Origin of the sequence: Nocardia bhagyanarayanae (genome assembly GCF_006716565.1) — a bacterium.
GTDB classification, from domain to species: Bacteria; Actinomycetota; Actinomycetes; order Mycobacteriales; family Mycobacteriaceae; genus Nocardia; species Nocardia bhagyanarayanae.
Genome location: NZ_VFPG01000002.1, coordinates 889446 through 900765, shown reverse-complemented (window position 1 = coordinate 900765; position 11320 = coordinate 889446). Strand labels below are relative to the sequence as shown.

The window sequence follows — 11320 nt, the reverse complement described above, 5'->3', positions numbered from 1 at the left end:
CCCCCAGGCGCTGTCTCACCGATGCTGACAAAGAATAAATGGCTGTACCTGTTGTCTCCGCGCCGGGGTTCGGCTCCGCACGCGACCGGTGGTCACGGCCCGGAGGCAACCCGCGGGGCGGGGAATGGGCGGTCACCTCAGCCCACACCGCCGTCCGCTGTGCGGCGGGGAGAATCGAGCTCCGCGTTCCGGCGCGAATCGGACGCGGCGTCTCGGAGAGAACCGGTCTCGGCGTCGCGAGGCGGGACGGAACCGGCGTCCCGAGGCGAATCGGAAGCGACGCCCTGGCGCGCGTCGGGCCCAGCGGCGCCACTCGATTCGGCGGAGCCGACGCGTCCGGCGGCGCCGCGTGGCTCGGTATCCGGCTGCGCGGTGTCGGCGTCCTCGGTCGGGTCGGTGCCCGCGTCCAGCGCGTCCCACAGCACCCGCTCGGAGAGTTGCCCGGAGTTGTCCGCGGCGCGGCGCTTGGTCACCTCTTCGGTGGCGGCCTCGCGACGCACCACCGGACTCTCGTACTTGCCGGAGAGCCTGCCCGATTCCCTCGGCATCCTGGCGAGCAGGACACCGGCGGCGAACGCGGCGAACGCGGCCGCCAGCGTGAGCAACGCGGGCAACGGCGCGGTGGTCACCTCGGTGACGGTGGCGCGGCCGGGCAGTTCGGCCAGCGCGGCGGCGCGCTCCGCCGTCGCGCCCTGGCCGGTGAGCAGGGCGAAGGCGGGCACCGCGGTCACCGCGGCGACGAGAGCGACCAGCACGCCGACCATCCGGCGCAGCCAGCCTTTGGTCGCGAGCAGCGCGGCGATGGCCGCGAGCAGCACCAGCGCCAGCGGGGTGAGCGCGCCGAACCAGACGCTGCCGTTCAGCTCGTCGGTGCGCGGTTCGGTGAGTCCGTCCGAGGACGACACCGTCACCCAGGTCAGCCGCGACGAGCCCCACATCAGCACCGCGGCGAGCGCGAGAAGCACGATGGCCCCGATCGGATACCGGCGTCCCTCGGCCCGGCCGACGGGTGCTACCGCCTCGGTTGGGGACGACTCGTCGGGCTCGGCCGAGGCGCGCGGATCTCGGTCGGGTTCGCTGGTCATAGGGTTCCGCCGTCTCGGTTCGCCGCACCGGACGCGCCCGTAGGCGTGGCATCGGCGTCGGCGCTCGCGGCGCCGTAGGCGCGCACGGTCTCGGCGGCGGCGACGGCCTTGAGCACCGCCATCGCCTTGTTGCGCGATTCCACGTCCTCGTAGTCCGGGTCGGAATCGGCGACCACGCCCGCGCCCGCCTGGACGTAGGCGACGCCGTCCTTGAGCAGGGCGGTGCGAATGGCGATCGCGGTGTCGGCGTCGCCCGCGAAGTCGAGGTAGCCGACGACACCGCCGTAGACGCCGCGCCGCGTCGGCTCGAGTTCCTCGATGAGTTCCATCGCACGCACCTTCGGCGCGCCCGAGAGCGTGCCCGCCGGGAAGCAGGCGCTCACCGCGTCCAACGCGACCTTGCCCGGCTTCAGCCGGCCCGACACCGTCGACACCAAATGCATGACGTGGCTGTAGCGCTCGATGTGCCGGTACTCGGTCACGCGCACCGTGCCCGGCTGGCAGACCCGCCCGAGATCGTTGCGGCCGAGATCGACGAGCATCAGGTGCTCGGCGTTCTCCTTCTCGTCGGCGAGCAGGCCCTTCTCCAGCAGCAGGTCGTCCTCCTCGGTGAGGCCGCGCCAGCGGGTGCCCGCGATCGGGTGCGTGGTCGCGACGCCTTCCTTCACGGTCACCAGCGATTCCGGGCTGGAGCCGACGATGGAGAAGGCGGTGCCGCCCTCACCGTCGGGGACGTGGATCAGGTACATGTACGGGCTCGGGTTGGAGGCCCGCAGCATCCGGTACAGGTCGAGCGGCTCGCCGTGGTAATCCATCTCGAATCGCTGGGAGAGCACGACTTGGAACGCCTCGCCCGCCTCGATCTCCTTCACCAACCGGCGCACGCCCGCGCCGAATTCGTCGGAGGTGCGCTGGCGGCGGTAGTGCGGCTCGGGCTGGTCGAAGACCGAGACGGTGGACTGGGCGGGCGCGGCGAGCGCCTCGGTCATCCGGTCCAGCCGCGCGACCGCGTCGTCGTAGGCCTCGTCTACCCGGTCGGCGGTGCCGTTCCAGTTCACGGCGTTGGCGATCAGGGTGATGGCGCCCTCGTGGTGGTCGAAGGCGGCCAGGTCGGTGGCCAGCAGCAGCACCATCTCGGGCAACTGCAGGTCGTCGGCGGCCAGGTTGGGCAGCCGCTCGATGCGGCGCACCGCGTCGTAGCCGAGGTAGCCGACCATGCCGCCGGTCAGCGGCGGCAGATCGGGCAGCCGCTCGGTGCGCAACAGCTGCAGCGTCTCGCGCAACGCGAGCAGCGGGTCACCGCCCGAGGGTGCGTCGACCGGGGCGTTGCCGAGCCAGGCCGCTTCGCCGTCCACCACGGTCAGCGCCGACGGGCTGCCCGCGCCGATGAACGACCAGCGCGACCAGGACCGTCCGTTCTCGGCGGACTCGAACAGGAAGGTGCCCGCCCGATCGGCGGCCAGCTTGCGATAGGCCGACAGCGGAGTTTCGGAGTCCGCCAGCACCTTTCGGGTCACAGGAACCACCCGGTGTTCCGCGGCGAGCAGATGGAACTGTTCGCGGGTCGTGGTGGTGGGAGTGGACGCGCCAGGCATTACTCCATCATCCCAGGGCGGACGCTCGGACTTCGCTCGGCCCGGTCCAAGGCCCCTATCGGCGCGTCGCCGCCGACCCGCGAGTCGAACCCAGCGCTCGGCGAGCGGCCGAAAGGACAGTACCGAGCGTCCAGTACGCCCGGTACTGTCCTGATCATGCGCAAAGGACAGCTCGCCCCGCAGTTCGAGCTCCCCGACCAGTCCGGCACCCTCCGCTCCCTCGACGAGTTGCTCACCGACGGGCCGCTGGTGCTGTTCTTCTATCCGGCCGCGAACACCCCTATCTGCACCGCGGAGGCGTGCCACTTCCGCGATCTCGCCGCGGAATTCGTCGCGCTCGGCGCGTCCTGCGTCGGCATCAGCGCCGACGCCGTGGACACCCAGGCGGGTTTCGCCGCCAAGCAACGACTCGACTACCCCCTGCTCTCGGATGCCGACGGCGCGGTGGCCGCGCAGTTCGGCGTCAAGCGCGGATTGCTCGGCAAACTCGCGCCGGTGAAGCGGCAGACCTTCGTCATCGACACCGACCGCACCGTGCTCGAGGTGATCACTGGAGAGTTGCGGGCCGACGTGCATGCCGACAAAGCGCTGACCTTCCTGCGCGAGCGCGTTCGCTGAATACCGTATAAGCGAAACGCCGAGGCGCGCGCCGCCGTCCGCAGACCGACCGGTCGGCCTACGCTGAAACCATGACTTCGAGCGAGGTTCGGCCGGACGGCAAATCCAGCGCGTCCGTCTGGCGCAATCGGATCATCGGCGGCGTTGCCCTGTTCGTGGCCCTCGTCGTCACCTACCTCATCCTGGCCGCCTTCATCCCGCGGTGGTGGGCACAGCGGCTCGCCGAGATGGTGAACGGCAGCTTCGCCAAGGGCATCGGCTGGGGACTGCTCCTCGGCGGCCTGTGCACCCTCATCCCGCTGTTGTTGCTGCTGTTCGCGGTGCTGATGTGGCGCAAGCGGGCGGGCAAGTTCCTGGCGGGCGCGGCGGCGGTGCTCGCCGTTCTCGTGGCGATACCGAATCTGATGACGCTGACCATCGTGCTCGGCGGCAACAACGCCGCCCACGCGGGCGAGCGCATTCTGGACGTCGACGCACCCGCGTTCCGCGGCGCGTGTCTGGTCGGCGCGGTGCTCGCGGTGCTGTTCTTCCTCGGTGCGGTGTACCTCGCCACGCGCCGCGGGATGCGGCGGAGAAAGGCCGCCAAGGAGAACGCCGCGGCGACCGGAAACACCGCGTCCGCGACGGCCACCACGCCGGACACGACACCGACACGCCACGACCACCTGTGAATGAACTCACGACATCGGTGATCCGTATGACCACCGAGCGAAGTCGTGGCAAACTCGTGCACGCGAGTGACCGTACGACCCCACGTCACTTGGCTCGAAAGAAGGCGCATAGTGACGAAGTGGCTGGACCCCGTGGAACAACGGGCTTGGCGCGCGGTCGTGGCGCTGATGACGCGGCTGCCGAGCGCCTTGGACACTCAATTGCAGCGCGAATCCGGAGTCACTCATTTCGAGTATTGGGTTTTGACGTTGCTTTCCGAGGAACCGGGACATCGGCTCCAAATGAGTGACCTTGCACACAAAGCAAATGCCTCGCTATCGCGCCTGTCCCACGTGGTTTCGAAGCTCGAACGAATGGGCTGGGCGCAACGCTCGGCGACGGTGGGTCGCCGCGGCGTGCAGGCGGTCCTCACCGACGACGGCTACCTCAAGGTCGTCGAGGCGGCGCCCGGATACCTGGATGCGGTGCGGCGCTTGGTCTTCGACGGATTGGACGCCACGCAGAAGGCGCAGCTGGCCGATCTCAGCGAGATCCTCGCGCAGCGGCTCACCGAGGTGATCGGTCAGCTCGCGTCGACCGACGGCGCCACCAGGGGCGAACGGTCGAGCGAGTGAACGCCTGATCCGTCAGCCGGGTTCGCCGAGCAGCACGTCCGAATCGAAGCAGGTGTGGGTGCCGGTGTGGCACGCCGCGCCCTCCTGGTCCACGACGAGCAGGACGGTGTCGCCGTCGCAGTCCAGCCGCACCTCGTGCACGTACTGGGTGTGGCCGGAGGTCTCGCCCTTGACCCAGTACTGCTGACGCGAGCGCGAATAGTACGTCGCCTTGCGGGATTCCAGGGTGCGAGCCAGGGCCTCGTCGTCCATCCAGGCGACCATCAGCACATCCCCGCTGCCGCGCTCCTGCGCGACGGCCGCGACGAGCCCCGCGTCGTTGCGCTTGAGTCGGGCGGCGATGGCGGGGTCCAGTGTCATGTCACCGTTATAACAGGGCCGTCGCGGCGTCGGTCGATCGACTACGTCGCAGCTCGCCGAGCACCCGCCAGGTGCGCCGCTGATCCTCCGGCGTGGTCAGGTCGGTCTGGGTGAAGATCACGTCGGTCGCGCCCGCGTCGAAGTACTCGGCGACGCGCGCGGCGATCGCGGCCTCGTCCCCGATGACGACCAAGTCGGCGGCGCGGCGCACGCCGGACAGCTCGACGATCCGCCGATAGGACGGAATGTCGTCGTAGAAGGCGGTGTGCGCCACGGCCTTCGCGCGAGCGCCCTCGATATCGGCGGTCACCACGCCGGGCACCAGGACGCCGATCCGCGGCCGCGGCCTGCCCGCGCGCTCGGCGGCGGCGGTGATCGGTTCGACGATGTGCTCCCCCAACGCCCGGGGTCCCACCAGAAACGGCAGCGTGCCGTCGGCCAATTCGCCGGTGACCCGCAGCGCCTGCGGACCCATCGCGGCGACCAGCACCGGCACCGGAGGCGTCGCGCCGGCCACCGCGGCGGCGAACGGCGTCGCCGCGGTCAGGGTCTCGCCGTGGAAATCGACCGACCCCGTGTGGAATACGTCGCGCAGCACCGTGAGGAATTCGCGCAGTCGCGCGATCGGGCGGTCGTAGTCGATGCCGAACACCGGCTCGGTGAACGCCGCCGCGCCGAGCCCGAGCCCGAGGGTGAACCGGCCGTGCGCGGCCGCCTGCGCGGTCTGCGCCTGGCTCGCGACGAACAACGGATGCCGCGCCGGGATCGGCACCGCCGAGGTGCCCACCTCGAGCTGCGGGACCTCGCGGCCGACCACGGTCGCCACGGCGATGGTGTCGTGACTGAACTGCTGCCCGAACCACAGCGAGCTCAACCCGGCCTCGACGGCCTGCCGCCCGAAGTCCACCGCCGCGTCCACCGCGTTCTCACTGGTGTCCAGCGCGGACGGACCCAATGCCACACCGATGCTCATGGCACGGCCAACCCGCGCGCCCGCGAAGGGATTCCGGCCCGACCGATTCCCGCCAGCCCGGCGTCGAGGATCGTCTCTGCCCGCCTGCGGAGGGACTCACCCGGTGGCGGCCCCGCGATCGATTGCGCGGCGGCGGAATCAGCGGACGACGATGTTCTCCGCGCGCATGGAGTCCTTGACCTGGCCGATGGTGAGATCGCCGAAGTGGAAGACGCTGGCGGCGAGGACGGCGTCCGCACCCGCCTGCACCGCGGGGGCGAAGTGTTCGACCGCCCCGGCGCCGCCGCTGGCGATGACGGGCACCGAGACGGCGGCCCGGACCGCGCGGATCATCGGCAGGTCGAAGCCGGTCTTGGTGCCGTCGGCGTCCATCGAGTTCAGGAGGATCTCGCCGACCCCGAGCTCGGCGCCGCGCACGGCCCATTCGACGGCGTCGATGCCGGTGCCGCGCTTGCCGCCGTGCGTGGTGACCTCCCAGCCGGAGGAGGTGTCGGGCTGGCCGTCGGGCACGGTGCGGGCGTCGACGGAGAGCACGATGCACTGCGAACCGAATCGTTCCGACATCTCCCGCAGCACCTCGGGCCTGGCGATCGCGGCGGTGTTCACCGAGACCTTGTCCGCGCCCGCGCGCAGCAGCCGGTCCACGTCCTCGACGGTGCGCACGCCGCCGCCGACGGTGAGCGGGATGAAGATCTGCTCGGCGGTGCGGGTCACCACGTCGATCATGGTGCCGCGGTCGCCGGTGGAGGCGGTGACGTCGAGGAAGGTCAGTTCGTCGGCGCCCTGGGCGTCGTAGAGCGCGGCCAGCTCGACGGGATCGCCCGCGTCGCGAAGGTTCTCGAAGTTGACGCCCTTGACCACCCGGCCCGCGTCCACGTCCAGACACGGGATCACGCGTACGGCCAACGTCATCGGCTCATCCTTCCTCGGCGGTCGACGGATCGGCGACCGTGCAGATCATCTCGAGCAGTTCTTCGTGCACCCCGGGCGCCGCCGCGAGCACCGAGCCGGAGGTGATGGTCCACGGCTCGCCCGCCAGGTCGGTCACGACGCCGCCCGCCGCGCGGACCAGCGCGACGCCCGCCGCGTTGTCCCACGGGTGATGGCCGAACACGATCGCGCCGCCGAGCACACCAGCGGCGGTGAAGGCCAGGTCGATGCCGGTCGAGCCGTGCATGCGCACCCGGGAGGAGAGCCTGCTGAGCGGGCCGAGCAGATCGAAGCGGAAGCGGCCGGGGATGCGACCGTCGGAATCGACGTTGAAGGCGCCGAATCCGATCATCGCGTCGGCCAGCTTCCCGGGCGGCAGCGGCGCGAGCGGTTCGCCGTTGAGCAGCACCGGGCCGCCGCGCATCGCGGCGTAGCGCTGCCCGAGGATCGGCAGCCAGGTCAGCCCGAGCACCGGTTCGCCGTCGCGCACCAGCGCGAGCAGCATGCCGGAGAGCGGGTGGCCGGAGGAGTAGTTGAAGGTGCCGTCGATCGGGTCGAGCACCCACGCGGTGCCGGAGGTGAGCTGCGGACCGCCGAATTCCTCGCCGTGCACCTCGATTCCGGTGCGCAGGGCCAGCCCCTCGGAGACGGTACGTTCCAGCTCGAGGTCGAGCTCGGTGGCGAAGTCGTTGCGGCCCTTGGTGACCGCGCTCGGCGCGCCGAGCCCCTCGACGAAACGCCCACTGGCGTCGTCGAGGATCTCGCTCGCCACGGCGAGCAGCTCGGGAAGCTCCGCGATCGGGTTGGCAGCCATGGTTTTTCGGTCAGCGCACCGCGGCCAGCGCCTCGGGCAGGGTGAACCGGCCCGCGTACAGCGCCTTGCCGACGATCGCGCCCTCGACGCCGTCGGGCACCAGCCCGGCGATGGCGACCAGGTCCTCGACCGTGGACACACCGCCGGAGGCGACCACCGGGGCGTCGGTCGCCGCGCACACGTCGCGGAGCAGGTCCAGGTTCGGGCCGGTCAGGGTGCCGTCCTTGGTGACGTCGGTGACCACGTAGCGCGAGCAGCCGTCGCGCTCCAAGCGCTCGAGCACCTCCCACAGGTCGCCGCCGTCGCTGACCCAGCCGCGGCCCCGCAGCCGGTGCTCACCGTCGATGATGCGCACGTCCAGGCCGACGGCGATGCGCTCGCCGTGCCTGGCGATGGCGCTCGCACACCACACCGGATCCTCCAGCGCGGCGGTGCCGAGGTTGACGCGGGCGCAGCCGGTGGCCAGCGCCGCCTCGAGGGACGCGTCGTCACGGATGCCGCCGGACAGCTCGACCCGCACGTCGAGCTCGCCGACCACCTCGGCGAGCACTTCGCGGTTGGAGCCGCGGCCGAACGCCGCGTCCAAGTCGACCAGGTGCACCCACTCGGCGCCCGCCTCCTGCCAGGCCAGTGCGGCGTCGCGGGGCGACCCGTAGCTGGTCTCGCTGCCCGCCTCCCCCTGGACCAGGCGGACGGCTTCTCCATTGGCGACATCGACGGCAGGTAGCAGCACAAGACTCACTCCGAGCAGCATAGTCGGCCACTCCCCGCGCCCTACCTCCGGCCTGCGGAAACGCAACGGGCTCCGCGGCGGTCAAGATCGCGAGTGATCGTCCAGTATCCGGGTGAGCAAGCCGACCAACTGGCGGCGCTCCGCGGCGGACAGCGCGGCGAGCAACTCGTCCTGCGCGGTGTCGAGGCGACCGTCCAGGTCGTCGAGATGGCGATCGCCCGGGCGGGTCAGGGTGACGATGTTGCGGCGGCGATCGCCGGGGTCGGGGCTGCGCTCCACGAAACCGCGGTCCGCCAAGTCGTTCAGCGCCGCGACGATGTCGCTCCGGTCGATGCGGGTACGGCGGCCGAGATCGGCTTGGCTCGCGGGGCCGAACTCGCGCAGCGTGGTCAGCAGGGCGTAATGATGTCGGCGCGACCCGGTGTCCTCCAGCGCCCGTTCCGTCGCCCGGTCGGCCACGATGGCGACCTGGTTGATCAGCCGGGTGGGCAGCGCACGCAGCCTGCCCGCGACACCTTTGTGCGCGATCTCCATGGCCCCAATCTAGCAACCTACTTGTTGGCGCGACCCACATTCCGCTATCGTTGGCCACGCCAACGTTGGAGTAGCCAACATTCAGTTCGAAAGGCTCTCGCCATGAAGAAGTTCAGCCTCGCCCTCCCCCTCACCCTCCTGCCGATCGCGGCGCTGGCCGCCTGCTCGTCCACCGCGACAGCCGCCGACGCCGAGCGCCGGGAAATCCGAGAACTGTTGGACCGCAACCACATCACCGCGCTCGTCGACCGCCTCGGCCACGCGCTGGACGAGGGCGCGTTCGAGGATTTCCGGCAGATCTACACCGCCGACGCCAGCGCCACCACGCCGGGCGGCACCGCGCAAGGAGTCGACGCGATGATCGAGCAAGCCGGACGAAGTCATTCCCCGGACAAGAAGATCCAGCACTTCATCAGCAATGTGATCGTGGACCTGCGAGGGGACACAGCCGCGGTACGCGCCAATCTGCTGGCTACTTTCGCGCCTGCGGCGGAGGGGACACTGACCGAGCCGAAGTACACGCTGGGTGAGATCTACAGTTTCGATGCCGTGCGAACGGCGGAGGGGTGGCGGCTCTCCCGGGTGCAAAGCACTCCACAGTGGGCGATCGGTACGCGCTTCTAGCGCTTCCAGAATGGTCGGCGCGGTAACCGACCGAAGGCCACCCTCACCCCGCAAGACCGACCGAACGTCACCTTCGGTCACCCGGCCTGAACGGCCCGCCGCCGGGTCGCCCGCCCGCGATATCCGAGCGCAGTGCGCCCGAAATCGACGGTAGTCAAATGGTTGCTAGTTGATCTTCCAAAGCCACCATTTGACTACCGTCGAATCCATTTCTCTATCGACGGTAGTCAAATGGTGGTTGCGCCCTTGACAGGCCAACAGCCCTCCCGAGGTCGACCGGCAAAAGAACTCCAGATTGCCCTCTCTGGACGCAACCACAGCCAGATGACCACGCCGGAAGCCGAGCCCAGGCACCCAACTGCGGGAGGTAAGCCGGGTACGGCACCCGACGCGCCCAGCACTGCTCCGAGGAAAACCTGGGACCGAGTGCGTGCCTGTAGCGAGCAAACCCTCGGAACCCGTCCCCCAGCCGACCACCTCGAAAGTCAGCTCTTACCGCTCACAACGAGTCGATCCAATTACGCAACAGATGAGCTCCCGCGTCACCGGACTTCTCCGGATGGAACTGCGTAGCGGACAAAGCACCGTTCTCCACCGCGGCGAGGAACGGCACACCATGCTCGGCCCAGGTGAGCTTCGGCGACGCGAAATGCTCACTCGGCGGAAGATCCCAGGTCTGAGCGGCATAGGAGTGGACGAAGTAGAACCGGGTCTCGGCGTCCATACCCTTGAACAGCACGCTGTCGGACGGCGCCGACACGGTGTTCCAGCCCATGTGCGGCAGCACCGGGGCAGACAGCCGCTCGACCACGCCGGGCCATTCGGCGCACCCGTCGGTCTCCACGCCGAACTCCACGCCGCGCTCGAACAGAATCTGCATACCCACGCAGATGCCGAGAACCGGACGACCACCCGCCAAGCGCTGACCGATGATGCGCTCGCCGCGCACCTCGCGCAGCCCCGCCATGCACGCCGCGAACGCGCCGACGCCGGGCACCACGAGACCGTCGGCCGCCAGCGCGATCTGCGGATCGGCGGTCACCTCGACGCGCGCGCCCGCACGCACCAGCGCCCGCTCCGCGGAGTGCAGATTGCCGGAACCGTAGTCCAGCAGGGCGACGGATTTCGTTGTCACAGCGTTCCCTTCGTCGACGGCACACCGCTCACCCGCGGGTCGAGCTCGACGGCGGCGCGCAGCGCCCGCGCCACGGCCTTGAACTCGGCCTCGGTGACGTGGTGCTGGTCGCGGCCGTAGAGCACCCGCACGTGCAGCGCGATACGGGCGTTGAGCGCGATCGACTCGAAGACATGGCGGTTCAGCACCGTGGAGTACGGCGCGCCCGGCTCGGAACGACCCCGCACCGGGCTGCCCGGAATCACCGCGTGCAGCAGGTGTTCCGGCTCGCCGGTGTGCACGCAGTACGGCCGGCCCGACACGTCGACCGCCGCGTGCGCGAGGGTCTCGTCCATCGGGATGAAGGCGTCGCCGAAGCGGCGGATGCCGGACTTGTCACCCAGCGCCTTACCGAGCGCCTGCCCGAACACGATGGCGGTGTCCTCCACCGTGTGGTGCGCCTCGATCTCGATGTCGCCCTCCGCGCGCACGGTCAGGTCGAAGCTGGCGTGCGCGCCGAGCGCGGTGAGCATGTGGTCGTAGAACGGGACTCCGGTGGAGATCTCGGTCTTGCCGGTGCCGTCCAGATCCAGTTCGACGACGATGCTGGATTCCTTGGTGATGCGCTCGACCCGCGCGGTCCTTGTCATCGGT

The 11320-nt window shown here is 70.0% G+C and carries 13 protein-coding genes and 1 pseudogene; 4 read left to right on the top strand and 10 right to left on the bottom strand.

Annotated features, from left to right (window positions below):
- Positions 1 to 362: 362 nt before the first annotated feature.
- A pseudogene (locus FB390_RS34525) lies at positions 363 to 1085 on the bottom strand (TIGR02234 family membrane protein); the annotation flags it as partial.
- Entirely contained in the window at positions 1082 to 2680 is a 1599-nt protein-coding gene (locus FB390_RS30820; RefSeq protein ID WP_246124485.1) for an anthranilate synthase component I, read from the bottom strand. The pseudogene FB390_RS34525 and the gene FB390_RS30820, both read right to left, overlap by 4 nt.
- Positions 2681 to 2836: 156 nt before the next feature.
- Between FB390_RS30820 and FB390_RS30815 the strand changes: the two genes are divergently transcribed.
- The 3 genes from FB390_RS30815 (at position 2837) to FB390_RS30805 (ending at position 4584) form a co-directional block, all read left to right on the top strand.
- Positions 2837 to 3298: a peroxiredoxin gene (locus tag FB390_RS30815; protein ID WP_141812696.1), complete on the top strand. Its 462-nt coding sequence runs from the start codon at positions 2837 to 2839 to the stop codon at positions 3296 to 3298.
- Between the two features lie 71 nt (positions 3299 to 3369).
- Positions 3370 to 3969 (top strand): permease, encoded by a 600-nt coding sequence (locus FB390_RS30810; protein WP_141812695.1) that lies wholly within the window; start codon positions 3370 to 3372, stop codon positions 3967 to 3969.
- 168 nt (positions 3970 to 4137) lie between these two features.
- Positions 4138 to 4584, top strand: coding sequence for a MarR family winged helix-turn-helix transcriptional regulator (locus FB390_RS30805; RefSeq protein ID WP_141813199.1), 447 nt, complete (start codon positions 4138 to 4140; stop codon positions 4582 to 4584).
- 12 nt (positions 4585 to 4596) lie between these two features.
- Here the strand turns inward: FB390_RS30805 and hisI are convergent, their stop codons facing one another.
- The 6 genes from hisI to FB390_RS30775 form a co-directional block, all read right to left on the bottom strand.
- A complete protein-coding gene (gene hisI, locus FB390_RS30800) occupies positions 4597 to 4944 on the bottom strand; it encodes a phosphoribosyl-AMP cyclohydrolase (protein WP_141812694.1) in 348 nt (115 codons plus the stop codon).
- A 7-nt stretch (positions 4945 to 4951) separates the two neighbouring features.
- Positions 4952 to 5917: a TIGR03564 family F420-dependent LLM class oxidoreductase gene (locus FB390_RS30795; protein ID WP_141812693.1), complete on the bottom strand. Its 966-nt coding sequence runs from the start codon at positions 5915 to 5917 to the stop codon at positions 4952 to 4954.
- Between the two features lie 138 nt (positions 5918 to 6055).
- A complete protein-coding gene (gene hisF, locus FB390_RS30790; protein WP_141812692.1) occupies positions 6056 to 6829 on the bottom strand; it encodes an imidazole glycerol phosphate synthase subunit HisF in 774 nt (257 codons plus the stop codon).
- Positions 6830 to 6833: 4 nt separating this feature from the next.
- The gene (locus FB390_RS30785; protein WP_141812691.1) at positions 6834 to 7661 is read right to left on the bottom strand and encodes an inositol monophosphatase family protein; all 828 of its coding nucleotides are present in this window, start codon (positions 7659 to 7661) and stop codon (positions 6834 to 6836) included.
- Positions 7662 to 7671: 10 nt separating this feature from the next.
- Complete coding sequence (priA, locus tag FB390_RS30780; RefSeq protein WP_141812690.1) at positions 7672 to 8403, bottom strand: bifunctional 1-(5-phosphoribosyl)-5-((5-phosphoribosylamino)methylideneamino)imidazole-4-carboxamide isomerase/phosphoribosylanthranilate isomerase PriA; 732 nt, start codon at positions 8401 to 8403, stop codon at positions 7672 to 7674.
- 72 nt (positions 8404 to 8475) lie between these two features.
- Positions 8476 to 8928: a MarR family winged helix-turn-helix transcriptional regulator gene (locus FB390_RS30775; protein WP_141812689.1), complete on the bottom strand. Its 453-nt coding sequence runs from the start codon at positions 8926 to 8928 to the stop codon at positions 8476 to 8478.
- Positions 8929 to 9030: 102 nt separating this feature from the next.
- On the opposite strand from FB390_RS30775, the gene FB390_RS30770 reads away from it, so the two are divergent.
- The gene (locus FB390_RS30770; RefSeq protein ID WP_141812688.1) at positions 9031 to 9552 is read left to right on the top strand and encodes a nuclear transport factor 2 family protein; all 522 of its coding nucleotides are present in this window, start codon (positions 9031 to 9033) and stop codon (positions 9550 to 9552) included.
- 499 nt (positions 9553 to 10051) lie between these two features.
- On the opposite strand, the gene hisH is transcribed toward FB390_RS30770, so the two are convergent.
- Together hisH and hisB are read right to left on the bottom strand one after the other, a co-directional pair.
- Positions 10052 to 10687: an imidazole glycerol phosphate synthase subunit HisH gene (gene hisH / locus FB390_RS30765; RefSeq protein ID WP_141812687.1), complete on the bottom strand. Its 636-nt coding sequence runs from the start codon at positions 10685 to 10687 to the stop codon at positions 10052 to 10054.
- Positions 10684 to 11316, bottom strand: coding sequence for an imidazoleglycerol-phosphate dehydratase HisB (gene hisB / locus FB390_RS30760; RefSeq protein WP_141812686.1), 633 nt, complete (start codon positions 11314 to 11316; stop codon positions 10684 to 10686). The genes hisH and hisB overlap by 4 nt, the downstream gene beginning before the upstream one ends.
- Positions 11317 to 11320: the final 4 nt, after the last annotated feature.

Coding starts and splice junctions, on each gene's coding strand:
- FB390_RS30820 (WP_246124485.1), bottom strand. CDS start 2,680: ATGCCTGGCGCGTCCACTCCCACCACCACGACCCGCGAACAGTTCCAT.
- FB390_RS30815 (WP_141812696.1), top strand. CDS start 2,837: ATGCGCAAAGGACAGCTCGCCCCGCAGTTCGAGCTCCCCGACCAGTCC.
- FB390_RS30810 (WP_141812695.1), top strand. CDS start 3,370: ATGACTTCGAGCGAGGTTCGGCCGGACGGCAAATCCAGCGCGTCCGTC.
- FB390_RS30805 (WP_141813199.1), top strand. CDS start 4,138: ATGACGCGGCTGCCGAGCGCCTTGGACACTCAATTGCAGCGCGAATCC.
- hisI (WP_141812694.1), bottom strand. CDS start 4,944: ATGACACTGGACCCCGCCATCGCCGCCCGACTCAAGCGCAACGACGCG.
- FB390_RS30795 (WP_141812693.1), bottom strand. CDS start 5,917: ATGAGCATCGGTGTGGCATTGGGTCCGTCCGCGCTGGACACCAGTGAG.
- hisF (WP_141812692.1), bottom strand. CDS start 6,829: ATGACGTTGGCCGTACGCGTGATCCCGTGTCTGGACGTGGACGCGGGC.
- FB390_RS30785 (WP_141812691.1), bottom strand. CDS start 7,661: ATGGCTGCCAACCCGATCGCGGAGCTTCCCGAGCTGCTCGCCGTGGCG.
- FB390_RS30775 (WP_141812689.1), bottom strand. CDS start 8,928: ATGGAGATCGCGCACAAAGGTGTCGCGGGCAGGCTGCGTGCGCTGCCC.
- FB390_RS30770 (WP_141812688.1), top strand. CDS start 9,031: ATGAAGAAGTTCAGCCTCGCCCTCCCCCTCACCCTCCTGCCGATCGCG.
- hisB (WP_141812686.1), bottom strand. CDS start 11,316: ATGACAAGGACCGCGCGGGTCGAGCGCATCACCAAGGAATCCAGCATC.